This window comes from Pseudochelatococcus sp. B33, from assembly GCF_053570585.1.
In genome coordinates this window covers 221,938-245,846 of sequence record NZ_JBSEFH010000003.1, presented here as the reverse complement: position 1 = coordinate 245,846, position 23,909 = coordinate 221,938, and the positions used below count along the sequence as shown (strand labels likewise).

At 63.5% G+C, this 23,909-nt stretch carries 16 protein-coding genes; 7 read left to right on the top strand and 9 right to left on the bottom strand.

All coding sequences use genetic code 11. The annotated features are described in order from the left end of the window. Positions 1-8: 8 nt before the first annotated feature. Positions 9-6,740, top strand: a complete 6,732-nt coding sequence (locus ACUSIJ_RS04680; RefSeq protein WP_449307204.1) for a hypothetical protein — start codon at positions 9-11, stop codon at positions 6,738-6,740. A gap of 295 nt (positions 6,741-7,035) precedes the next feature. On the opposite strand, the gene ACUSIJ_RS04675 is transcribed toward ACUSIJ_RS04680, so the two are convergent. Continuing rightward, positions 7,036-7,803: an SDR family NAD(P)-dependent oxidoreductase gene (locus ACUSIJ_RS04675; RefSeq protein ID WP_449307203.1), complete on the bottom strand. Its 768-nt coding sequence runs from the start codon at positions 7,801-7,803 to the stop codon at positions 7,036-7,038. Positions 7,804-7,939: 136 nt separating this feature from the next. On the opposite strand from ACUSIJ_RS04675, the gene ACUSIJ_RS04670 reads away from it, so the two are divergent. The 5 genes from ACUSIJ_RS04670 (at position 7,940) to ACUSIJ_RS04650 (ending at position 12,781) form a co-directional block, all read left to right on the top strand. After that, positions 7,940-8,830: an AraC family transcriptional regulator N-terminal domain-containing protein gene (locus tag ACUSIJ_RS04670; RefSeq protein WP_449307202.1), complete on the top strand. Its 891-nt coding sequence runs from the start codon at positions 7,940-7,942 to the stop codon at positions 8,828-8,830. A 294-nt stretch (positions 8,831-9,124) separates the two neighbouring features. Next, positions 9,125-10,120, top strand: coding sequence for a helix-turn-helix domain-containing protein (locus ACUSIJ_RS04665; protein ID WP_449307201.1), 996 nt, complete (start codon positions 9,125-9,127; stop codon positions 10,118-10,120). A gap of 90 nt (positions 10,121-10,210) precedes the next feature. Continuing rightward, positions 10,211-11,341 carry a methyltransferase gene (locus ACUSIJ_RS04660; RefSeq protein ID WP_449307200.1) on the top strand — a complete coding sequence of 377 codons (1,131 nt, stop codon included), beginning with the start codon at positions 10,211-10,213 and terminating at the stop codon, positions 11,339-11,341. Then, a complete protein-coding gene (locus ACUSIJ_RS04655; RefSeq protein ID WP_449307199.1) occupies positions 11,338-12,318 on the top strand; it encodes a class I SAM-dependent methyltransferase in 981 nt (326 codons plus the stop codon). The genes ACUSIJ_RS04660 and ACUSIJ_RS04655 overlap by 4 nt, the downstream gene beginning before the upstream one ends. A gap of 163 nt (positions 12,319-12,481) precedes the next feature. Continuing rightward, positions 12,482-12,781 carry a putative quinol monooxygenase gene (locus tag ACUSIJ_RS04650; RefSeq protein ID WP_449307198.1) on the top strand — a complete coding sequence of 100 codons (300 nt, stop codon included), beginning with the start codon at positions 12,482-12,484 and terminating at the stop codon, positions 12,779-12,781. Between the two features lie 245 nt (positions 12,782-13,026). Here the strand turns inward: ACUSIJ_RS04650 and ACUSIJ_RS04645 are convergent, their stop codons facing one another. The 7 genes from ACUSIJ_RS04645 to ACUSIJ_RS04615 all read right to left on the bottom strand — a co-directional run bounded on the left by ACUSIJ_RS04645 (position 13,027) and on the right by ACUSIJ_RS04615 (position 20,686). Beyond that, positions 13,027-14,229 (bottom strand): acyl-CoA dehydrogenase family protein, encoded by a 1,203-nt coding sequence (locus tag ACUSIJ_RS04645; RefSeq protein ID WP_449307197.1) that lies wholly within the window; start codon positions 14,227-14,229, stop codon positions 13,027-13,029. A gap of 33 nt (positions 14,230-14,262) precedes the next feature. Then, positions 14,263-15,057 carry an SDR family NAD(P)-dependent oxidoreductase gene (locus ACUSIJ_RS04640; protein WP_449307196.1) on the bottom strand — a complete coding sequence of 265 codons (795 nt, stop codon included), beginning with the start codon at positions 15,055-15,057 and terminating at the stop codon, positions 14,263-14,265. 62 nt (positions 15,058-15,119) lie between these two features. Then, positions 15,120-15,503 (bottom strand): YybH family protein, encoded by a 384-nt coding sequence (locus ACUSIJ_RS04635; RefSeq protein ID WP_449307195.1) that lies wholly within the window; start codon positions 15,501-15,503, stop codon positions 15,120-15,122. Between the two features lie 106 nt (positions 15,504-15,609). Then, positions 15,610-16,470, bottom strand: a complete 861-nt coding sequence (locus ACUSIJ_RS04630) for a helix-turn-helix domain-containing protein (RefSeq protein WP_449307194.1) — start codon at positions 16,468-16,470, stop codon at positions 15,610-15,612. Positions 16,471-17,569: 1,099 nt separating this feature from the next. Continuing rightward, positions 17,570-18,727, bottom strand: a complete 1,158-nt coding sequence (locus tag ACUSIJ_RS04625; protein WP_449307193.1) for an iron-containing alcohol dehydrogenase — start codon at positions 18,725-18,727, stop codon at positions 17,570-17,572. 125 nt (positions 18,728-18,852) lie between these two features. Further along, positions 18,853-20,148 carry a TRAP transporter large permease gene (locus tag ACUSIJ_RS04620; RefSeq protein WP_449307192.1) on the bottom strand — a complete coding sequence of 432 codons (1,296 nt, stop codon included), beginning with the start codon at positions 20,146-20,148 and terminating at the stop codon, positions 18,853-18,855. 16 nt (positions 20,149-20,164) lie between these two features. Beyond that, positions 20,165-20,686: a TRAP transporter small permease gene (locus ACUSIJ_RS04615; protein ID WP_449307191.1), complete on the bottom strand. Its 522-nt coding sequence runs from the start codon at positions 20,684-20,686 to the stop codon at positions 20,165-20,167. A gap of 525 nt (positions 20,687-21,211) precedes the next feature. On the opposite strand from ACUSIJ_RS04615, the gene ACUSIJ_RS04610 reads away from it, so the two are divergent. Next, positions 21,212-22,426: an NAD(P)/FAD-dependent oxidoreductase gene (locus ACUSIJ_RS04610; RefSeq protein WP_449307190.1), complete on the top strand. Its 1,215-nt coding sequence runs from the start codon at positions 21,212-21,214 to the stop codon at positions 22,424-22,426. Between the two features lie 56 nt (positions 22,427-22,482). Here ACUSIJ_RS04610 and lpdA read toward each other — a convergent pair whose 3' ends face one another. Continuing rightward, positions 22,483-23,901, bottom strand: coding sequence for a dihydrolipoyl dehydrogenase (lpdA, locus tag ACUSIJ_RS04605; protein WP_449307189.1), 1,419 nt, complete (start codon positions 23,899-23,901; stop codon positions 22,483-22,485). Positions 23,902-23,909: the final 8 nt, after the last annotated feature.

Here is a 23,909-nt window from a genome sequence, read left to right as displayed (position 1 = left end):
GTTTCGCGATGCACGCCGATGATCAATGCGCTTCGAACAACTTGAGGTTCGCGCGGCTGAAATCCGCTTTGCATGGAGGGATCAGCATCGCGGCCCTCTCAGTTGCCTTCGTGGTGGGCGCCGGTACGGATGCCGGCAGCCAGGCCGTTGGCGGTGATGCTGCGCCCAGGTATATCGTCGACAACAAGGGCAAGAACGGCGCGGATGCCCGAAATGCCAACGAGCCGGCAACGACGGCGGAAAATGCCGCATCGATCGACGTCACCATCAAGGAGCGCATCAGCGGCGACGGCACGCTGATCGGCCTTTCCAGCACCGGCGGCTCCGGCGGCAAGGCTTATGGCACCGCCTATCCGCAGGAAGAGGCTCCCTCCTCGGCCGGCGCGAGGGGCGGCAACATCAATTTCGTCTTCGATGGCGAGTTGGCGCCGAAGAGCGACGACCACACGACCGCCACGCCCCTGATCCTGTTGCTGTCGAAGGGCGGTGCGGGCGGCGGCGGCACGTTCTATTCCAGATCCTACGGCATGAACTCCGTCACCTTCACGGTGCCGGGGAGCGCCGGCGGCGCGGGTGGCGACATCCTCGCGCGGATCCAAAAATCGCTGCACACATCGGGCGAGAGGTTCGCGGCCATCCGGGCGACGACGCAGGGTGGCAATGCGGGCGACTACGTTCTCGGCAGGGCGACGCAAGTCGGCGGCGCGGCAGGGTCGGTGAATCTCGCGGTTACCAGCGCGGCCACCATCTCCACCGACGGCTTCTTCGCGCCGGCCGTCATTCTGGAAGCGCTGGGAGGGGCTGGCGGCAACGCCTCGATCGGCGCGGGGCTGGCGGGAAGCACTGGCGGTGCCACCGGTCGCGGCGCCGACGGAAGCGAGAAGGACGCCGTCGTATTCAGCAATGCAGGCACCATCCACACCAGCGGCGGTTCCGCGCCCGCCGTCGTCCTGCAAAGCATCGGCGGCACGGGTGGCGCAGGAGGCTACTACGACCAGACCACGGGAATCGGCACCGGCGGCGGCGGCGGCGGGCAGGCCGGCAATATCCGTTTCGACAATCTCGGGACCATCAAAACCGAGGAGGCCAGCAGCTTCGCCGTCGTCGCGCAGTCCATCGGCGGATCGGGCGGCAAGGGCGGCAGCGCGGCAACCTTCGGCGGCAAGGGCGGCTCGGCCGGGCAAGCCGGCGATGTCGATATCGTCAATCGCGGCACCATTACCACGGACGGCGACAATGCCACCGCCATCGTGGCGCAGAGCGTCGGCGGCGGCAACGCGCTCGACGCCTTCCGGTCTTACGAAACGACGTTCGACAAGACTCACGGTACCGGCACCGGCGGTGGCAGCGGCGGCAGCGCCACTTTCGGCGCGTTTTTCGGCGGCGGCGGCGATGGCGGCACCGGCGGCGACGGCGGTGCGGTGAACGTGGCCAACACCGGGACGATCGAGACGCAAAGATCGGGCGCATTCGGTGTCCTCGCGCAAAGCATTGGCGGCTCGGGCGGCAGCGCGGGCAACGCATCCTCCAACGCGCTGCTGTTCTCGATCGCGCTCGGCGGCGCGGGCGGCGGCGGCGGGCACGGCGGGCCCGTGAGCGTCAGCACCGTAGCGCTGCGGACGGCGGACGGCACCCCGGTAACGAAGGAGGTCGGCAGCATCACCACATGGGGCTACAAGTCGGATGCCATTGTCGCACAATCGATCGGCGGTGGCGGCGGTGTCGGCGGGTCGGCGACGGCGCGCTCGGCGGGCGCGGTACTTTCGGTGGGAGTCGCGATCGGCGGATCGGGTGGTGCAGGCGGCGACGGCCGGCTGGTATCGGTCGAAAACACCTCCGCACTCACAACCCACGGCGATGAATCGACCGGCGTTTTCGCACAGAGCGTCGGCGGCGGCGGCGGCCACGCGGGTGATGCCAATACCTACACATTCTCGGTGTCAACGACGTTTCCCGCTATCTCCGTGCCGGTCACCATCGGTGGCTCGGGCGGCGGCGGCGGGCACGGCGGCTATGTGGAAATCGATAACTGGGCGTCGATCAAGACCTACGGCCGCAAGTCGGCCGGTATCGAGGGCCAGTCCGTGGGCGGCGGCGGCGGCAAGGGCGGCAATGCGGTCGGCTATGCCTATGCGGTCAATGCCGGCGTGGTGGGCGCGCTCGACGTGCCGGTCACGATCGGCGGCACGGGCGGAGACGGCGGCAACGGCGGGAAGGTCTCGCTGGCCAATGCCGGAAGCATCCTGACCACCGGCGACCTGTCGCCCGGCATGCTGGCGCGCAGCATCGGCGGCGGCGGCGGCGACGCCGGCAGCGCGACGTCGAATTCCAGCATGCTGAGCGCCTATCCCCAGATCGCGCTCTCGGTGACCATCGGCGGCACGGGCGGCAAGGGCGGGCACGGCGATGATACGAGCGCCATCAACGCGGGCAGCATCAACACCAGCGGCGAAGCCTCGCACGGCATCAAGGCGATGAGCCTCGGCGGCGGCGGCGGCGACGGCAACAGCGCCAGCAGCGACGCGGCGGCCGGCGTCAGCCTTGGGTGGATGGAGAAGGGCCACGTGCGCGACGGGCTGGAGACGGTTATCAAGACCATCTCCAGCACGATCCTGCCCATCGGCGACAGCTTCTCGGCAAGGCTGCAGATCGGCGGTTCGGGCGGCGACGGCGGCAACGGCGGCACGGTCACGGTGGGCAATTCCGGTTCCATCTCGACCGCGGGTGTCAACGCGTCCGGCATCTTCGCGCAGAGCGTGGGCGGCGGCGGTGGCGACGGCGGCGGCTATAACGGGGGCGGAGACGGCGGCGGCGGCGACACCACGGCGGCGCTCAACATGAACGTCGGCGGCAAGGGCGGCAAGGGCGGGCACGGCAGCGACGTCACCGTCAGCAACACCGCGGCCGGCGAAGAGATCGGAAAGATCGCGACCACAGCGTCGGGATCACACGGCATTTTCGCGCAGAGCGTGGGCGGTGGCGGCGGCGTGGGCGGCTCGTTCACCGGCGACCGGGCGCAGGGCATCAGCCTCAGCAAGCTGAACAGCCTGGACGACTGGCTGTCGGCGGCGGTGAAGCTCGGCGGCGAATTGCAGCGCGTGAACAAGGCCGGGCAGGCGACGCTCGGCACCGACAAGCCCAAGGACTGGGAAGACCCGAACAATCCGGGCAAGTGGCGTGATCCCGACGAGCAGAAGCTCTATGAGTCGAACTACTTCAACACCGGCAATCCGCTGCAGGACAAGGCTGACTATCTGAAGAAGATCATGCCGTCGGCGAAGGCGCTGGCCAACAAGAAGCAGGACCTAGCCGAACGGGTGCTGAAATCGGCCGGCTATGCCGCGCTGGAGGTGTTCAAGCATAAGCACGCGGCGCAGATCAAGAGTACCAAGGATGCGGTCAAGCAATGGGCGACGGGCGGCACCAAGCCTCCGGAACTGCCCAATGTGGCCATCAACGCCACCTTCGGCGGCACGGGCGGCGGCGGCGGTAACGGCGGCGCGGTCGCCGTCGACAATGCGGGCATGATCTCGACGCGCGGCCAGATCGCCTACGGCATCCTGGCGCAATCGATCGGCGGTGGCGGCGGCGCGGGCGGCGCGGCCTATGTCAACGGCAACAACTACATGAACCTGAACGTGACCCTGGGTGGCAAGGGCGGCGAGGGCGGCCACGGCGGCACGGTCACGGTCGGCAACAGCGGCTCCATCGCCACCTCAGGCGCGGCCTCCTACGGCATTCTGGCGCAATCGATCGGCGGTGGCGGCGGTGTCGGCGGCGGCGCAACGAGCAGCAACACGATATCGGCCTCGTTCAATACCGATGTCGGCGGTAGCGGCGGCAAGAGCAGCCACGGTGGCGCGGTGACGGTCAACAATACGGGCACCATCACCACCGAGGGCCAGGATTCCCACGCGGTTCTCGCCCAGTCGGTCGGCGGCGGCGGCGGCGTCTCCTTCCTGAACTACTACAACGAGGATGCGGCATTTGGCTTCGAGACGCTAGACCTGCCCGCAAAGGTGCTGGAATCGGTTCAGGAAGCGGTGCTCCTGACCAACGATTTCCTGCGCGCGATCGGGATCACGCCGGAGAGCGGCGATGCTGGCGTCGACAACGACACCACCATTCTGCCCAAGCCGGCCCTGAACCTAAGCGTGGGCGGTAACGGCGGTGGCGGCGGCAACGGCGGAAAGGTCGCCGTCAATCACTCCGGCACGATCACGACCAAGGGCGCGGGCGCCTTCGGCATCGTCGCCCAGTCGGTGGGCGGCGGCGGTGGCGTTGGCGGCAACGCCACCAAAGGCGGGCTCGTGCTGCAGGGGAATGTATCGATCGGCGGCAAGGGCGGCGTTGGCGGCAACGGCGGTGAAGTCACTGTCGCATTTGGCGAAAATGGGCCGACGCATATCGAGACAAGCGGCACCAGCGCCCATGCGGTGTTTGCCCAGTCGATCGGTGGTGGCGGCGGTCTCGGCGGTTTCGCCGAATACAACATCCTGGGCAAGTTCGTGCGTGACGACAGCGCTTCCGGCAACGGCGGTGCCATCACCATCACAACGAGCGGCGATTATCGGGACAGCGCCACCAGGCAGCCCCGGATCGTCATCAGCACCACGGGCGACGGCGCGCACGGCATCTTCGCGCAATCGCTCGGCGGCGGCGGCGGCACGGTGGCGAGCCTCAAGGGCACGGCTATCCCGGTGACGCTCAGTCCGGAGGCGAGCGCACGCAAGTCGAGCGGCGACGGCGGCAAGGTCACGATCGACACGCGGGCCGACATCCATGCCACCGGCAAGGATGCCTTCGGCATCTTCGTGCAGAGCGGCAGGCAGGCGACGGACGGCTCCCTGTCAATGCCGGCGACGACCTTCTGGCCGTGGTCGGACCCCAACTACGACGGCAAGCAGATCTCCATCAACCACAACGGCAACATCACCGGCGGCTCGGGCGAAGGCGCGGCAATCCGCGTGGATGGCGGCTCGTCCGACAACATCATCAAGCTATGGTGGGACAGCACCGTGCAGGCGCTGTCGGGCACGGCGATCATCGGCACCTGGGGCAATGAGACGATCGAGAATCACGGCACGCTGATCGGCAACCTGAAGCTGCACGCCGGACACGAGAAGGAATTCAACGCGGTCCGCAACACCGGCACCTACCGCACCTCGGAAAACGGCGTGATCAATCTCGGCCATCACGAGAAGAGCGTGTTCGTCAACGAGGGCCACTTCGACATCGGCGGTGTGGGGCGCGCCACCACCGCGACCCTGACAGGCCACCTGGAAATGGACCGCGGCAGTGCCCTGCTGGTCGATGTCGGCGCGGCGTCCCGCGCTTCCGGTGCGCCGACCAATGACCGTCTCGACGTCACCGGCAAGGTCATTTTCTGGAGGGGCGCGAACATTCATGCCCATGTCGGCGGATTCCTGGACCCGGGCGGTTACCACGTCCTGTCCGCGACGGATGGCATCGAGGGCACTGCCCCCACGGTGAGCGGCACATCCTCGGGGGTGGTGCCGATCAATTGGAGCGTGCACGGCCCATGGACCCAGCAGGTGGCCAACGTTATCGGCGATGCGCCGCCGCGCCAGCTGGGGGACCGGAACAACCTCTACATTGCGGCTAGTGCGCGGTTCACGCAGCCGGTCGGGGTGACGCTGAGCAACAACCAGCGTTCCGTCGCCGAACGGGTCGAGCGTTACTGGGAGAACAGCGTGGAGCCCGGAGCGCTATTCAACACCCTGTTGAGCCTCCCGACCGGCGCGCAATATGCGCAGGCGCTCGATGAGGTGTCGCCGGACGCCAACGCCGAGGCGGCCGTTCCGCATTATCAGCATATACGGGTGGGCCTCGGCATGCCGCTGAGCTGCCCGGCGTTCGGCGCCAGCGGCACGCTGATGCAGGAAAGCGACTGTGTGTGGGGGCGCGTGCAGGCCGAACACGCTCGGATGAGCGAATCGTTCGGCACGAGCCATTACACCCGCAACGTCCTTGCCTATCGTGTGGGCGCCCAGCGCGAGGTAGCACCGGGCTGGTTCGTCGGTCTTGCCGGCGCCTATATCACGGCCGAGCATAACGACCGCGACGGCATCACCCGTTCGGACACCGACGGCTTCGAAGGCGCCCTCGCCGTCAAGCGCGAGATCGGCCCCTGGCAGTTCGCCGCCTCGGCTATGATCGGCAAGAGCTCCCATGAGGGCGTGCGCCATATCTCGATCGGCAAGTACGGGATCGGCGCACGCAGCGAGTCGGAAACGGTCTACGGCGGCGCGCGCCTGCGCGGCAGCTACACGTTCGCCTTCGACAACTGGTATGTGCGGCCGTATGTCGACGTTGATGTCCTGCACCAGCGCAGCCCGAGTTTTTCGGAGTATGGCGCGCCGGGCTTCAACCTGCATGTGCTGAGCAACAGCAGCACGGTCTACAGCTTCACTCCTAACCTTGAGATCGGTGGCCGCTTCGATATTTCGGACGGCGTCTGGCTGCGTCCCTACGGCACGGTCGGCTTCGCGCTGCTGTCGCACGACAAGCACACGTTGCGCGCCAACCTGCTCGACGATCTCGGCAGGGTGGATACATTCGAGACCTCTGCCTACATGCCGGATAAACTGGTGGATTTCGGTATCGGCGTTCAGATCTTCTCGGACAAGGGGGTCGACTTTACGACGGAGTACAAGGCGACCAAAGGACGCCATTACCTTTCCCACACGGGAAGCGCCAAGTTGTCGGTGCGATTCTAGAGAGGTTTGCATTCACGTTGAAACAGATTTTGTCGTGCAAACCCCTCTGAATTTCATGATTTTCCGCAACCTGCGTTTAATTCGGTGATCGAATTAAACGCAAACTGCTCAGAGAATGTTGTTTTTTCATGGAAACGGCAACAATCCGGGTTGGCCCAGGCTTCCGGTTTGGGCCAGCGCCTGGCGAGCGGCGAGGCTGCGCCGGCCAAAGCCGGCCGCCATCAGGATATTGCCGCGCGAGCAAGATGACCTTGGCCGGAGGGACCTCCAGCCAGGGGTCCATGTCGGCGGTCGCTCAGATACCCTGACCGCCGGAAACCTCGATCCGTTGGGCATTCACCCAGCGATTGTCCTCAGTGAGCAGGCCTGAAATCATCGGCCCGATGTCGTCCGGCACGCCAACCCGGCCGAGGGTGGTCATGTCAGCGAACTGTCTGTTGAGGTCGGGTGTGTCGCGGACGGCGCCGCCGAGGAAATCGGTCTCGATCGCGCCGGGTGCCACCGCGTTCACCGCGATGCCGCGTCCGCCCAGCTCCTTCGCCATATAGACGGTGAGCACCTCGACCGCGCCCTTGGCGGCCGAATAGGCGGCGAAACCGGGTGCGACGACCCGGGTCAAACCCGAAGAGAGGTTCACGATGCGGCCCCCATCGGCCAGCAGCGGCAGCAGCGCCTGGGTCAGGAAGAACACGCCTTTGAAATGAACGTTCACCAGGGCGTCGAACTGCGCCTCGGTCGTATCGGCGATCAGGGCATATTCACCATGACCGGCATTGTTGACGAGATGATCGAACGTGTCCCGTCGCCAGGTCTGGTGGAGCGTTGCTTTGAGCCTCTCCGCGAAGTCCGCAAAAGTCGCGACGGCGCCGGTGTCAAGCTGCAGGGCGACTGCCTTGCGACCCATTGCCTGAATCTCCTCGACGACAGCCTGAGCGTCCCCGGCACGGCTGTGATAGGTGATAACGACGTCGCCTCCCTTGCGTGCGATGCTGAGAGCCGTGTTGCGACCGAGGCCGCGGCTGGCTCCCGTGACGATGGCAATTTTCGGGGCGATCTTTGTCATGGTCAGTCTCCTTTGCTTCTCGTGACGAGACCAATCTGCCCTGCGGACGCCGCTCGGAGTTGCCGAAAGCTCGACGTTTCTTGCTTGATCCTCCAAATCGGGTGCGCGGACAACCCGCTTCTGTTAGAGTTGCCGCATGACCAAGCTCCTCGACGCCGTGCGTCGCCATGCCGACGCTCATGCTGATCGGGACGGCATCGCGCCAACCCCGATCCCCGGCTTGTCGGCCATACGCGCGACGATGCCCAGCGATCTCGACCATGCCATTTCGCGGCCGCTGGTCGCGTTGGTCGTCCAGGGCGCGAAGCATGTGGCGATGGGTGCGGACAGCTTTTCCTTTTCGGCCGGCGCCTCTCTTCTCATCACGGCGGACGTGCCGACCGTCAGTCAGATCACGCGTGCGAGCTTCGCCGAGCCATACTATTCGCTCGTGCTGGAACTCGATCCAGCAGTCATTGGCGAACTTTCCGTGCAGATGAAAGCCGTGGCCGCATCGGACCGGGCGCCGGTGCGCGTGAGCCAGACCGAAGAAGAGGTTGCGGACGCGGCCTTGCGTCTCATGAGCCTGCTCGATCGCCCATCCTCGCTTCCCATCCTTCAGGGCCAACTCGTGCGTGAAATGCACTACTGGCTGTTGGCCGGCCGGCATGGCGATGCGATCCGCCGTCTCGGATTGCCCGACGGCCATGTCAGGCGTATCGCGCGAGCCGTCGCGGTGCTTCGGGCGGACTATGCGCACCCCCTGCCGGTCGAGCGGCTGGCCGCCGTCGCCGGGATGAGCGTCTCATCCTTCCACCAGCATTTTCGGGCCGTAACCACGCTCTCGCCGCTCCAGTTCCAGAAGCAACTGCGTCTGATCGAGGCGCGGCGGATGATGATGTCTCTCGGCGTATCGGTCAGCAGCGCGGCTTTCGCGGTCGGCTATGAAAGCGTGCCGCAGTTCACCAGGGAATACGGCCGCTTCTTCGGACTGCCGCCGGTCAAGTATATGAAGGCGGCGAAGAACGGGACGCAGATGGTCGCCTGAGCGACCGCCGGAAGGCCCGCCAGCCTGCGGGGCCTCGTAACATCTTATCAGAGAACAGGCTCTGGCATGACCGAATCTGGCCGTTTGCGAACGGTCGGCTTTCAGGCGCGCGAAAGTAAAGGCGGACGTCCCGGCTCGTTGTTGTTTCACCCTCGCGGCGCGGCACTGCCAAGCAATTGAACCTTCAGGTGCGAACGTGCAAAAGTTGCCGGGGGAAGAGATGCCGGGGTGAGTTGAGGTCTTACATGTTCGTGCGCGTTCAGGCGCTCCGGAGAGTGCCGTCGTCGAGCAGGCATGGCGCTTCGAAGCAACGCCCCTTGCCGAAATGGACGGCCTTGTGCACGATTGACGACGAGGGGGGCGCCGGTCAACGAGGTGCCTATGCCAGGGTCTGATCCGCAGGCGGATGCGTCGATTCATTTTGTCGATCCTTCCAGCATGATCGTCGTGCCTCAGGAAGCGGGTACGGCGCGAGTGACAGTCCAATCCAGCCCGACCGACAAATATGGCGTCGCAGTCGCACGCATCTCATACGGCAGCGCGACGTCAATCAGCGGTACGACGACGCATCACATGATCGGGATCGGGTGCTCGAAGCCGGTGCGCGCCGAACACATGATCGAAGGCAAGCGTCTCAATCATCATTCCGGCCCTGGCTGCCTGTGCGTCTGTCCGGCGGGCGCGCGGCATTTCACGGCATTCGACGGTCCGATGGAGGGTGTCGTTCTGCAGGTGTCGCCCGAATGCCTCACGCTGGCGATGGCGGATCTCTCCGCTCATACCGGCACGCTCGTCGAGCGAATGGATGGGCAGGACCCGGTCCTGACGCGGATCGCGTGCGCTCTGGAGGCCGAAGCCGCGGCGAACCATCCGAACGGCATGCTGTTCTGGAGCAGCGTCACCGATGCCTTGCTCGAACATTTGGCAGCGCACCATCTCTCCACTGCGTCCGCACCGCCGCAAGGGCGGATGCACGCCGCGGCGCTGAAGCGTCTTGAGGATTTCATCCAGAGCAATCTTGCGGAGCCGCTCGATCTCGACAGCCTTGCTGCTGTCGTCGGCTGCACCCGCTTCCACTTCGCTCGCCTTTTCCGGGCAACAGTGGGCGTAAGTCCCCATCGCTATGTCGTTCGCCGGCGTCTTCAACGCGCGCGAGCGCTGCTGCGTGCCGGCGAGGACTCGCTGGCGCAGGTCGCTGCCGCAACCGGCTTCACCGATCAGAGCCATTTGAGCAGCTGGATCAGGCGCGTTTACGGCACCACGCCGACGCGGTTGGCCGCCGGGCGCTGACATTGCGCAAGAATCTCCAAGATCGCTGCCTCCGCTCTGACTAGAATCGCCCCGATTGCTTGCATGGCGATCACGCGTAAGGAGCATCGGATGGAGCAGTCATCGGCAGCGGGGGCTCAACCCACCGGAAGTTTGGCATGGGTTCGGAACGGGTCGTCGCCCGACGATTTCGCCCGCGTCCATGAGTTGACGGCTATCCTCGACCTGGTGACCGGGCGTTGGCGCAGCCAGGCCCTGTATGCGGGCGTCGCGCTGGGCATCTACGATGCCCTGTCGGCATCGCGCTCATCGCCCGTGAAGAACGTCGCCGTCGAGATCGGCGCGGACGAGGCGCTGCTCTATCGGCTGATGCGGGCATCGGCGGGGCTTGGCTTGCTCGTGGAGGAAGAGGCCCGGTTTCGCCTCAGCGGCGCCGGTCAGCTGCTGCGTAGCGATCATCCGCAATCGCTGCGCAGCATGGCGCTTCTGGAGGAAGGGCCGGAGCTTTATTCCGCCTGGCGCCACCTGCCGGCGCTGGTCCGTGACGGGGAGCACGATGGCTTCAAGCGCGAATTCGGCCGCGGCATCTTCGACCATGCGCGCGAGAGTCCGGCCTTCGGGAAGGTGTTCCAGAACGCGATGACCTCCTACTCCACGACGGAGGCGGAAGCGGTGCGCGCAGGTCTGGAAGGACGACATGCCGGGCCGAAACTCTTCTGCGACATCGGCGGCGGCCGGGGCTACCTGCTGGCGGCGCTGCTCCGCGACCGTCCCGAGGCAAAAGGCGTCGTCTTCGACCTGCCGGAGGTGACGGCCGCGAGCGACGCCGGAATCACGGGGAAGGACGGGCTGGCCGGTCGGATAAGCCATCGGGGCGGCGACTTTTTCGACGCCGTACCCGAGGCCGACATCTATCTCATGAAACATATCCTGCACGACTGGAACGACGACGAATGCCGGCGGATCCTGCGCGTCGTTCGGAAATCGGCGCGGGAAGGCGCGCGCCTGTTGGTCATCGAATGGGTGGTGCCGAGCTCGAGCGAGCCGCATTTCGCCAAGCTTTTCGATATTCACATGCTCTGCGTGAGCACCGGGCGCCAACGGACGCGGGCCGAGTTCGAGACGATCGGCGCGGATAGCGGCTGGCATGTCGCCGATGTCCGGGACGTGCCGGAGTCACCGCTGGCGATCGTCGAGCTTGCTCCCGTCTGGCGTTCATCCCGAACGGGGGGACGATCGTGACCCTGATTTCTCGCAGAGACGTTCTCGTGGGCGCGGCGGCCACGGCTGCGCTCGCCGTGACGGCGGGCGTAGCGGCTACGACCGCACGAAAGGAGCATCGGATGCAACAACCCTCGGCAGCAGTCAATCAGCCAACCGGAAGCGCGGGCGGGATTCCGGACGGCCCGTCGCCCCTCCCGCCTCCGCAGATGACCCTCGACTTTGCCCGTGTTTATGAGTTGACGGGCCATCGCATCACGGGACCCGTCGCAGTGGAAGCTCTCCGCCGCGTCGGGCTCGTCGGTTTCGGCTCGCGTGTGCTCGATATCGCCGCCGGCGCAGGGGCTCTGGGCATCCCGGCAGCGTTCAGCGGCGCGTCCGTCCTCGGCATCGACATCGCCCCGGGCATGGTGCAGCTGCTGTCGGAGCGTCTGGCGCCGTTTCCCGACGCGCGGGCACGCGTGATGGACGGGCAGGCCCTCGAAATCGGGGACGGCAGCTTCGACGCCGCCTTCTCGATCTTCGGCGTCATATTCTTCCCGGACTGGCGGAAGGGATTGCAGGAGCAGTTCCGGGTGGTTCGCCCGGGTGGCAAAGGGTGCGTTGCGACCTGGCGCAGGCCGCCGGGGGGTGGACCTTTCGTGATCATGGCCCAGGCATTGCGCGCGGTGTTTCCCGATCGGGCGCCGCCGCCGGCGCCGGAGGGGTTCATCGCCTTGTCCGATCCGGCGCGGCTCGCCACGGAGCTGCAATCGGTCGGGTTCGTCGATGTCAGAGTGGAGGAAATCCAGGCTGTCTGGCGGGGGCCGGCCGGTCGTGCCTACCTCGACGAGCTGCATGACCTGCATCGCTACATGCCGCCCTATGCCGCGCTTGATGACCAGGATCGACGCAAGGTCGACGACGCCATTCTGCGTATCGTCGACGACGTCGCCGAGGGCGATCGGGTCCGGATCGTCTCGCCGGTTCTTCTCGCGGTCGCTACCCGGCCTGCTTAGTGAATGGCGGTTGCCTCAGCTGGTGACAACACGTGCAGATGAAGTACGGCCCAGGTCAGCCAATCCCGTCAGCCAATCTCGGCGATTACAACCGCCGGAACTCGAAAGTATCCCGGGTGTCCGCCCGGAATGCCGGTTCCCACGAAAAAGAAGGCAATTTCTCATGTTCATCACCGTGACGCAGATCAAGTGCCGTCCAGGCAGACGCGATGAGGTTCTCGCCTTCTGCCAGGGTCTGCTGGCACCGACCCGCGAGGAGAAGGGGTGCCTCGATTTTCGACTGTGCCAGGACGATGCCGCGAGCGAGGTTCTTGTCCTCGTGGCGTCCTGGAGAAGCAAGGCCGACTGGCAGACGCATATCGACTCTCCCCGTCAGCGTGAGCTTGCGGCTCGGTCCGAGAGCGAAGAAGGAAAGGCGCTTGTGGAAAGCCTGTCGTCGCAGCATCTGCACGAACTTGCGTAGTGGCGCGGGTGGTTGAGCCCGTCGGTCGCTATCCGAGACTGGCTGGGCTGCATCGGCGCGAAGACGCTCTATCCAGGCCGGATTGGGGCTTGAACAGCGCCGGATCGAACGTTGGCTTGCAGGCAACGAAGGTCAGCTTGCGACAGGCGACATCCGTTAAGATGCCGATCGACATAGGCCCTCACCAGCGCTGCGCCGATGCCCCGCAAGGTCGCCGGTGATGCCGGCGACCTTGCGCCCGCCGCTCATGACGCTGCGCTCGCGTTCGACAGGCGCGCGAGCACCGCGTCGCCGGCCGGGATGTACTGCCGCGGATGCACCGACACATGCGTCGAGGCGGCATGAAGATCCCTGAGCCGCCGCTGCAGCGGCGAGCTTTCGTAGACCGCCCTGCTTCCGGCAAGCTCGAGGCAGCCTTCCGCGACACGGACAGCGGCCGCGGTGACCCAGACCACCGTTTGCAGCTGCCCCACCACACGGGGGATGCCCGTCCCCGTCCGGGGTTCGGGATCTCTCCAGACGCGGGCGAGTTCGGCCTCGAACAATGCGCGTGCCGCCTTGAGCTCGGCGTCGAGCCGGCCGAGACCCTCCCGGAAACGCTCCGTCTCCACGAGCGGCGTGGCCGCGAACATCTGGCGGACGCCCGATGTCGCCAGCGCGGCAAGGTCGGCGATGGCGCCTTCGGCGACACCGACGGCAAAGGCGCCGTGCACGAGCATCATCATCTCGGCGAACCGGGTGAAGGTCCGGTCCGGAGCACAGGAGGTTCCGAACGGGAACTCGACGAAGTTCGCGTCCGGGACGAAGGCGTCGGTCAGCGTGACGTGGTGGCTGCCGGTGCCTCTGAGGCCGAACGCATGCCAGGTGTCGAGGATCTTCCAGTCGCCGGCCGGCAGGAGGCAGGAGCGGACCATCGGGCCCTGACCGTCCGGCGACGCGACGGGCGCGCCGCCTTCCATCATGATGCAGGCGCCGCCGATCCACTCGGCATCCTGGCACCCGCTGGCGAACGGCCAGGATCCGGTGACGCGCCAGCCGGCGGGGACGCGTTCGGCCCTGCCGGCCGGCTGTGCCGAACCGGCGATGAGGCGATACTGCCCGTCGCGGTGGACTTCCTCGCAGAGGGCCTCGGTTCCCAGAAACGGAACGAGGGCCGCGAGATGGCCGTTCATCGCATTCCAGCCTACCGACCCGTCGAGCCGGGAAAGCGCCGTGATCGCCCGGAAGCTGCTCGGCGCGTCGAGTCCGAGGCCGCCGTAGCGCCGGGGCACGACCATGCCGTAGATACCGGCGGACTTGAGCGCGGACACGATCGGTTCCGGCAGCCGCCGGCCTTGCTCCATCTCGGGCGTCAGCTGGGCGATCATCGGCGCGAGCCCGGCGATGTTCGAAAGGATCTGCTCCAATGAGACCGTATCGGATCGGCTTATATCGGATAGCTTGGTCACCGGATTATTTCTCTTTTTGAATCAACAAGATGATCAAAAAATCGTCTCGATAATGCCGCCATCGGCGCGCAGGGCGGAACCGGTCGTCGCGGAGGATTTGGTCGAGCAGAGATAGACCACGAGATTGGCCACCTCCTCCAGCGCATGAACGCGCTGCGTGATGGACGTCGGATAGCGTGCCGTCACCGCCGCGTGGGCCGCTTCCTCGAAGCTCTGCCCGGCTTGTTCAGCGAACCCCTGGATCATCGCCTCGATCCACTCGGACATGGTGACGCCGGGCAGCACCGCGTTGACCGTCACGCCCGAGCGACCGGCGAGCTTGGCGAGCCCGCGCGACAAGGCCAGCACGGCGGCCTTGGTGGCGCCGTAGTGCAACGAGTCCACCGGCACATTGATGCCGGCCTCCGAGGCCAGAAATACGATCCGGCCCCAGCCCGCGTTCATCATGGCGGGCATATAGACGCGCGAAAGCCGCACCCCCGACAGGACGTTGATCTGGAACAGCCGCTCCCAATCCTCGTCGGAGGTCTCGAAGAACGGCTTGGACTCGAACACACCGAGATTGTTGACCAGGATATCGCAGCAGGGTTCGGCCTCGACCAGCGCCGCGCAGCCGGCGGCGGTCGCGAGGTCTGCCGCGATGGTGCGGACGGTGGCGCCCGAAACCGCCTCGATCAGCCGGTCGCGCGCGCTGGCCAGCGCGTCCGGCTTGCGCGCCGCGATGACGACGGCGGCGCCGGCTTCGGCAAGGCCGCGCGCGCATCCCAACCCGATCCCGGCTGACGCGCCCGTAATGATGGCTGTTTTGCCCTCAAGGCCGATCTTCATGGCTTGAACTTCTCTGTGTCGCCCATATTGGAAGGAAAGCCCTCCTTGCCGGAGGACGCGTGTCACATGTCCAGGACGGACGGACTGCTGTCGATCAGGTCTTTCCAGCTTCCGTCCGGCTGGCGTCGGAAAACGATGGTTGCGACATAGGTTCGCGGCTCTTTCTCTCCGAAGCTCAGGCTCAACTTCGACGTGAAGAGCGCTATTCCGTCCGCCTCCACGACATGTGTCTTGATTTGCTTGACGGTGAAGAGCCCGGGCCTGAGGAGGCCTGCGTACATCTCGCGTAGGGCCTGCTTTCCCCGTATCTCCGTTCCATCTGCGGCTACCACATAATCGACCTGGACTGCGGAATCGTCATACAAGCTCATGAGAGCTTCAACGTCCGCCTCCTGGAAGGCTTTGTCGATCAGCTCGATCGCATGTTCCGGGCTTTGCGCTATCATTGCTTCTCCTTTCAATGAAACTGGCAATAGTTCCTCGCCCGCCTGCCTGTTTTTCTGTCGGGAGCGGCGAGATTTCATGTCCAGAATAGTCGATAGAAAGTGATGCCTACGAGGAATATCTTGCTGTTTTGCGATAGATCCCTGGTTTCACAAAGAAGTGCCGCCGAAACTGTTGCGCAAAGTGCGATTGGTCGAAAAAGCCGGTTTCCTGGGCCACATTGCCTACATCGAGTCCTTGGGCGAGCAACGTCCTGGCATGAGCCAGGCGCAGCTGCGTCTGATAGGCATGAGGAGGCACGCCAACAGTCTGGCGAAAGACGCGAGCAAGATGAAACGGACTGAGGTAAGCCACATTGGCCAGCTCCTGCAGGGGCACTTCCTCGGCGTAATGCGCTTCAAGATACTCCTTCGCGCGCTTGACGGCCGGGTGTTCCTTTCCCGACCGAGGACTTTCTCCAGCCACTTCGGCATGCCCGAGCAAGCGGGCAAGCAGGCGCAAGAGCATCTCTTCCTGTTGCAGACGGGAAGCCGGAGCAAGGGAACTGGCGGCGAGATCACGCAAGGTCCTGCTCAAAGCCGGATCAAAGAGGCACCGGCTGGGAAAATGGGGCAGGGAGCGCTCCCTATGAAGCATCCCCGCAGCGGCTTCCTGCAGCCAGGCAGGCTCGACAGTGAGCGCCTGGAAGGTGGCGTTGTTGGGCTGACAGACCCACGCCTCCTCGGGCTCGAAAACACGGAACATGCCCTCGCGCCCCTGGTCACTTGTATAGCTATTTCGATACTGGTTGTCCGATATGCCTGCGTGTATGGAGACAAGCATAAAATAGCCCCGCGAAAAATGCCGACGAGGGGGAGCGGAGATTGCAGTCGCATGGAAGAATTCGAACTGCTTGAGCTGCCACGGCCGCCATACTCGTGTGCGATCCTTGGCTGCTTCAAGTCCTTCGAAAGTTTCGACAGGTTCCATGGAAGCCTCTCTCCTTGCAGTTGGCCAGGAAACATCGTTGCGGTAGACGATGTGCTTTCCTCCACAGAATCTGCAACGAGCTTCACCAACCCAGCAATCCGCCGTCTCAATGTGGTGAGCCTTCTGCACGCTGACTAGGAAATTCTTGCGGTTCTCGCGTCAGCACGGGACGGCGGCGCGTTCTTGCGGGCTCGTTCGTGAGCTAACCCGTCCAAAACGCGATGCCATGGTGGCAGCGATTACCTTGGCGAAAATTCGCCTCTGCGGCGGTTTGGGCTGGTCGAGGATCGGCATGGCGGCGCCTTTGCGCCAGGGTTTCAGCTGGTGCGAGAGCAGAGGCGGGAAGGGAGAGCGTTTGGGTCTGTCCTCCTTTCCGGCGGACGTGCAGCCGCACATGGTCACGTTCCGCCAGTTTCAGCCATGGCGTCGCGTTCCTTGTGGCCGCGAACTGAGAATTCGTTGAACTGAAGCATCTGGTTGGTCAGGACGGTTGCTCTCTGACCAGTAATTGCGAATTAGGTGCCGTGCTCATAATTGCATAGAAAAAATTGTATAGTATCATAAGCTTATAGAAAAATGGAAATGTGCCGCCGAAACTACACCACTGCTCGTACTAACCCTCTGGCGTCCTTGGAAGTAAGCCGTTCAAGGAGGTACCGATACGTCGAGAAGAATCGCAAGTAAAGATGGTTGCGCCCCCCCTCCCCCCCCCCCCCGCAATTAAAGATACAGACAAACCCTCAGCACACGCTGAGGGTTGTGTCGTTTTACCTGTCTTGCCAATCTTCCGGGCGTAGATCATCGATGCGCTCGGCAGTAGCGCCGACATCGCATCCGGAACATCCTGGAGGAGGGTTGTCAGCTCGGACTTCCGCGCCTCAAGATCCGTCATCTCTCCTTCATCGACGGATGGTACATGCTGTCGGCAATCGCCTCCACAATCTGCGATTCTTCGGCTACCGGCGAAGATGTCTTCCCGGGGCCCGTTTTTCAGTTGAAGTCAAGTGTTTAATGACTGAAACTGTTGGATCCCTCAAACAAAAGCTTTTGTTACCTATGCAATTTAACCCGATACGATTTATCCTGCCTTTCGTGTGCCTTACCAGGCGAGTTCAAGAATTTCCTTGATTTCCGCCGGTGAATGGACCTTCTTCGGATTGTTGTGAACCCAGTGGGCGCTGAAACAGCGCTCGGCCATGTCGTCAAACTGCTCGCGAGTCACGCCCACCTGGCGCAAGCTGTGGGGGAGGCCAAGGTCCTTGACGAGTGCGCGGATGAGTTCATGGGCGGGCCTGTTTGGATTGCCCAGGGCGGTGCTGAGGTCAGCCTGCCGCTCGCTATTTGCGGATTGGTTCCATTGCAGGATCGGCGACAACAGGACGCATGAGGTTAAGCCGTGTGGCACATTCGCAGCCGCACCCAGCACGTAGCTGATTGCGTGGCTCGCACCGAACGGCACACCCGACTGGTACCCCGTAAGGGACAGCCAGATGCCCATCATCGATTTCAGCCGGGCTTCGAGATCCTCTGGATCGCGCTTGGTGGACAGCAGGCCCGCAGACAGCAGCTTCACGGCATAGATCGACGCTGCCATCGAATAGGGATGCGCCAGAATCGAGCAATAGCCTTCGACTGCGTGATCCAGACCGCGCATGCCGGTGGAGAGCCAAAGCTCCTCTGGCGTGTGCAGCGTAAGTTCTGGGTCCAGGATAACCGCCTTCGGCATCAGATCCCGGTGGGCATAGGCCTGCTTGATCTGACGCAGTGTGTCTGTAGCGCCGGCAGTCAGGGAGAACTCGCCGCCCGAAAGCGTGGTGGGAATCGCAACAAGGGGGATGGAATACGCTACCGGCAGCTTGTTGTCGGCTTGTAATTTGAGCACGCGATCGAAATCATCGATTGAGTTCACATCGTTTGCAATGCAATGCACTATAAGCTTTCCGGCATCGACGATCGAGCTCCCACCGATGGTGACAATGAGATCCGCTTCAACCGTACGCGCTCGCTCGGTAGCGGTCAGCACGTCTTCGCGCGGTGTGTGCGCCCGAACGCCCACCTGGAAAGCGGCCAGACGGCTGCCCAACACCTCACGTGCCTTGCGTTCCAGGTCTGCCTTACCTGCCAGCGTCGTGCTGGCGAGCACCAGCACGCGTTGCGCGCCGTGGCGCTCGACCTCTCCGAGTAGACTCTCGTTCCAGCGGGAGCCGAACGTCACACCTTCCATCGGCGGATAACGGAACGAACCCTTCAGCTGCATGAAACGTCTCCTCACTCAAGCGTCATTTGGACATCAGGCAGGTGCGGCACTCGATAACCTTGAAGTTGTGGATCCTTCCACCGCCATTAAGCGGCCATGATTGGTCGATGAGCTGAATTGGCCGATCAATTGAACAAGAGATTCGGCAGGAACATCGAGAGGATCGGGAATGCCGCGATGATGAAGATGCGGATGATGTCCACCACGACAAACGGCGCAATACCTTTCAGCACTGCACTGATCGGGATTTCGGGCGCGAGGCTGCGCATAACAAACAAGTTCATGCCTATCGGAGGCGCGATCAGGCCAAGTTCGCAAAGGACGACGACGAGCACCCCGAACCATACGCCATCATAGCCGAGGCCGACGACGATGGGGAAGAAAAGCGGCACCGTGAGAAGGATCATCGAGAGCTCTTCCATCAATGCGCCAAGCACGATGTAGATCAGGCAAATGAAGAGGATGACGGTGAATGGCGAGAAGCCCGAGCCCTGCACAAATTCCAGCAGGCTTGTGTGAGCACCTGTGTAGTTGAGGAACTCGGTAAAGACGAGCGCGCCAATCAGGAGGCCAAAGATGATCGCCGTCGCTTGTGCGCTGTCCAGCAGGATGTCGTGAAGGGAGCGCCAAGTCAGCTTCTTGCGCCCCACCGCAAGTAGAAACGCTCCGAATGCTCCGATGCCGGCCGCTTCGGCCGCGGTGAAGTAGCCGCCATAAATCCCGCCAAGTACCAGGCTGAACAGAACGATCACGGGCCAGGTCTGTATCAGCGCTACGCGCTTTTCGGACCAATTGACACGAACTGCGGGAGGAGCTGCATTCGGATCGCGATACACAATCCAGCGAATCGCGATCATGTAGCCGATGACGCCGAGAAAGGCGGGAATCAGCATGCCTGCATAGAGTTTGCCGATATGTGTTTCTGTCATCACGCCATAGATGACCGCCAGGACGCTCGGCGGAATGATGATGCCAAGGGTTGCTCCGGCTGCGATGGTACCCGCGCTGAGATGGTCGCTATATCCGAAAGATCTCATTGAGGGGAGGGCGACCTTGCCCATCGTCACGACGGTGGCCACGCTCGATCCACACACCATGCCGAAGCCAGCGCACGAGACAATCGTCGCATTGGCGAGACCCGCGCGCCGGCTGCCGATGAACGCCTGGGCGGCCCGATATATTTCCCGCGACACGCCGGTACCGGCGATCAGGTTACCCATCAGGACGAAGAGCGGAATGACGACCAACGAGTAGGACATCGAAGCGTCGCGCGTCGTGAGCGCGAGCATGACGGTGGATTGTTTCCAGCCGATCAGCAGGCCGAAACCGATGAAGCCGGTTAGCCCGAGAGCAACGGCGATCGGTACGCGCATGAAGATCAGAAGGAAGGAAAATAGAAATCCGGAACCGGCTGCCAACATGGGAGAAATCCTGTCGTCACACAATCCTGGGCGTTTCGGCCGATTCGTAGGACTCATCCGAGCCGGCCAATTCACGGCGCCTGTCCGACCCTGCTATCGGGATGGTCAGGAGGAAGGCGATTGCGTTGATCGCGGAGAGTATCGCCACTCCATAGAGGATGGGGCCGAGCGGAATATGAAGCGTTGGGGTTGCATCGCCGTAGCCGAATGCCTTGGTGCCAAGCGCCCACATCTGCCAAGCAACAAGCGCGAAGAAAATCGCACTCGCAAGCGCTGCAAACATATCGAGGAAAATGCGTGTACGATTGTTGATCATGCTTTCCACAAGATCAACCACAATATGTCGATTGCGGATTGCGACTTGCGGTAGCATCAGGAAGATGACAACGGCAAGCAGGATCTCGGTCAGTTCGGAGGCGCCGGGAAGGGGACGGCTGAATGCATTGCGGCCCAATACATCCAGGAAAGTAATCAGCATCAGCGCAAATAGGAGAATCGAAGCGACGATCCCAATGATTTTTTCGATTCGTCGGTACATTCCTCACCTCTGGTTTCGAAATGGCGTTGCTGCTGGCTATGACATCTCGTTCGGCGGCTGATGCTTAGGAGATACTACGGGCGCGGCCTGCCGCGGTATCATGCGCCGGCAAAGATCCGATGTTCTTTACGGAGCTTGTTGTCCGATCATAAATCCAGCCGAGACATAGCAGGTGTTCCTGTCACAACTGTCACCGTCCGTGGGGACGGGGTTGGCGACATGGTTGACAAGATTCATGCACGGCGAATGATGCATTTGTGTGCTTCGCTACAACGAAGCGGCAAACATGGGGCGTCAGATTACTGATCGCCGAAGCGAAGCAGCAGTAAGGGCGCTTAAACTTGACAAGCTTGCCCGACTGATGACCGCGGTACGTATCGCGCCATTCTTCGTCTATGTCCATGCCGAAGGCGGGCTTTTCGGCACTGCAACGACGCCACTTGCTCCGTCCCATCGATGGGGACAGCCCGGCGCCTGACAGCTGGGTAGATTGTCATCGGGATTATCACGGAAATCAAGACTGAGATGCCTTCTGAGAATATCGTCATCATTGGAGCAAGCCACGCCGGTGTTTCACTGGCTGCCAAGCTGAGGGAAGCGCGCTACGGGGGCGACCTGTACCTGGTGGGCGACGAGAGTGACTTGCCCTATGAGCGCCCGCCGCTGTCGAAGGCCTATTTCCTTGGACAATTGTCCGCGGAGCGGATGTTGCTGCGCAGTGCCGAATTCTACCGCCAACGCGATATCGAACTGCGGTTGTCCTGCCGTGTAGAGGCGATCGACCCGGTGAACCGGACCGTCTATTTCGGGGGGAAGACGCTGACCTACGACAAGCTGGCACTGGTCACCGGCGCGCGCCCGCGCCAGTTGCCGGTGGAGCTGTCCCGTAATCTCGGCGGCATTCAATACGTCCGGACGCGTGCCGATGTCGATCGCATGATGCGGCTGAGCCGCTCCTGCAGTGCGGCACTGGTGATCGGCGGCGGCTATATCGGGCTGGAGGCTGCGGCGGCATTCCGCAGCCTTGGCATGGCCGTTACGCTCGTCGAAAACGCACCGCGCATTCTGACGCGGGTGGCCTCGGCCGAAACTAGCGCCTTTTTCCGCAAGCTCCATACAGACCGGGGGGTGCGCATTATGGAAAGCACGGGCGTAACTGAATTGCTGGGCGAGGATACCGTCACAGGGGCGGTGCTGACGAACGGGGAAACCGTCGACGTTGGCCTTGTTGTGGCCGGAATCGGTGTGATCCCGAATACGGAGCTCGCACAGAGCGCTCGCGTGCAGATCGATAACGGAATTGTAGTAGACAGGCGGGGACGGACCTCCATACCGGGAATCTGGGCTGCTGGCGACTGCGCCTCATTCCCGTATCGCGATGGACGAATCCGGCTTGAAAGCGTGCAGAACGCTGTGGATCAAAGCGCCATCGTCGCGCAGGACATGCTGGGGCAGGGGGAGGACTATGCGCCCGTACCTTGGTTCTGGTCCGACCAGTTCGATGTGAAGCTGCAGATCGCCGGCCTCAACACGGGTTACGATCAGGTGGTCGTGCGGCGAGGCGCAGGCGAGGCGCAATCGCATTGGTATTTCCGCCGGACTGAATTGCTGAGCGTCGACGCGATCAACGATGCGCGCAGTTACATGCTGGCGCGTCGTCTGCTGGCCCAGGGCAAGAGCGTGGATCCCGCAAGCGTCTCGAGCCCGGACACCGATCTGATGGCCCTGCTGCGAAGCTGATCCGCGCAACCTGTAAAGACCTTGCCCGGCGCGCCTGCAAACGGCCCTTTTGCGGATTAAAGATCGGTCAGTGTGCCGGAGAACGCCTCGGCCGCGAGCCCGACCGTTTCTGAAAGGGTGGGGTGCGGGTGGATCGAATGGCCGATATCGTCTGCTACGGCGCCCATCTCGATCGCCAGCACGATTTCCGCCATGAGCTCCCCCGCTCCAGGTCCTGCCGCGGCCCCGCCCAGAACGCGCTTGGTTTCTGGATCGAAGAGCAGCTTGGTCAACCCCTCACCACGGCCCAGGGACAGGGCCCGGCCCGAGGCGGCCCAAGGGAAGCTGCCCTTGCGATAGGCGATGCCGCGGGCCTTCGCCTCGGTTTCGGTCAGGCCGACCCAGGCGATTTCGGGGTCGGTATAGGCGACAGAAGGGATCACCAGCGGATCGAAGGCCGACTTTTCCCCGGCGGCGACCTCGGCGGCCGTCTTGCCTTCGTGGATGGCCTTGTGCGCCAGCATCGGCTGGCCGACCACATCGCCCACCGCGAAGATATGCGGCACATTGGTGCGCATTTGCGCGTCCACCTGCAGAGAACCGCGCTCGTCGACACTCAATCCTGCCCGTTCCGCACCGATGGCGGCGATGTTGGGCCGGCGCCCCGTCGCGACAAGGATGCGGTCGAACTCCGCCTGATGCATCTCCTGGACCTGCTCGAAGGTAACGCGGAGCCCGCTATTGGTTGCCTGGACCTCGGTTACGCGTGTGCTCAGGTGGATTGCTTCGTAGCGAGCCGCAATGCGGCCCATCAGCGGGGCAGTAATGTCGTTGTCGGCGCCGGGGATGATCCGGTCCATCATCTCCGCGATTGTAATCCGGCTGCCGAACGCATGATAGACTTGGGCCATTTCCAGCCCGATGATCCCGCCGCCAAGTACCAGCAGCCGCTCCGGCACGTCGTCCAGAGCCAGCGCGCCGGTGCTGTCCATCACCCGCGGATCGTCGGGCAGCATGGGCAAGCGTACCGGCTCGGAACCGCTGGCAATGACGGCCTGTTCGAATCCAAGTCGCATGATGCCATCCTCGCCGGCGACCTCGATCTCGTTCGGCCCGGTGAAACGCCCGGTGCCGTGCAGCACGCGGACCTTGCGTCGCCGTGCCAGTCCGGCCAGCCCACCCGTCAGCCGCGAGACCGTGGCATCGCGGAACGCGCGGATGCCGGGAAGGTCGACCTGTGGCGCCGGGAAGGCGACGCCATGCGCGCCCAGGTCCCTTGCGTCCTCGATGACCTTCGCTATATGCAGGAGAGCCTTGGAAGGGATGCAACCGACGTTGAGGCACACGCCGCCCAGGGTGTCGCGCTTTTCGATCAGTGTCACCTCAAGTCCCAGATCGGCGGCACGGAACGCGGCGGTATAGCCGCCCGGGCCTCCGCCCAGAACGACCAATGGGCAGCGCCGAGCGGTGCCAGGAATGGTGACGTCGTGTTGCATCCTGCTCT

Coding starts and splice junctions, on each gene's coding strand:
- ACUSIJ_RS04640 (WP_449307196.1), bottom strand. CDS start 15,057: ATGAAGATCGGCCTTGAGGGCAAAACAGCCATCATTACGGGCGCGTCA.
- ACUSIJ_RS04615 (WP_449307191.1), bottom strand. CDS start 20,686: ATGTACCGACGAATCGAAAAAATCATTGGGATCGTCGCTTCGATTCTC.
- ACUSIJ_RS04670 (WP_449307202.1), top strand. CDS start 7,940: ATGACCAAGCTCCTCGACGCCGTGCGTCGCCATGCCGACGCTCATGCT.
- ACUSIJ_RS04680 (WP_449307204.1), top strand. CDS start 9: ATGCACGCCGATGATCAATGCGCTTCGAACAACTTGAGGTTCGCGCGG.
- ACUSIJ_RS04675 (WP_449307203.1), bottom strand. CDS start 7,803: ATGACAAAGATCGCCCCGAAAATTGCCATCGTCACGGGAGCCAGCCGC.
- ACUSIJ_RS04665 (WP_449307201.1), top strand. CDS start 9,125: ATGGCGCTTCGAAGCAACGCCCCTTGCCGAAATGGACGGCCTTGTGCA.
- ACUSIJ_RS04630 (WP_449307194.1), bottom strand. CDS start 16,470: ATGGAACCTGTCGAAACTTTCGAAGGACTTGAAGCAGCCAAGGATCGC.
- ACUSIJ_RS04625 (WP_449307193.1), bottom strand. CDS start 18,727: ATGCAGCTGAAGGGTTCGTTCCGTTATCCGCCGATGGAAGGTGTGACG.
- lpdA (WP_449307189.1), bottom strand. CDS start 23,901: ATGCAACACGACGTCACCATTCCTGGCACCGCTCGGCGCTGCCCATTG.
- ACUSIJ_RS04610 (WP_449307190.1), top strand. CDS start 21,212: ATGCCTTCTGAGAATATCGTCATCATTGGAGCAAGCCACGCCGGTGTT.
- ACUSIJ_RS04635 (WP_449307195.1), bottom strand. CDS start 15,503: ATGATAGCGCAAAGCCCGGAACATGCGATCGAGCTGATCGACAAAGCC.
- ACUSIJ_RS04620 (WP_449307192.1), bottom strand. CDS start 20,148: ATGTTGGCAGCCGGTTCCGGATTTCTATTTTCCTTCCTTCTGATCTTC.
- ACUSIJ_RS04650 (WP_449307198.1), top strand. CDS start 12,482: ATGTTCATCACCGTGACGCAGATCAAGTGCCGTCCAGGCAGACGCGAT.
- ACUSIJ_RS04660 (WP_449307200.1), top strand. CDS start 10,211: ATGGAGCAGTCATCGGCAGCGGGGGCTCAACCCACCGGAAGTTTGGCA.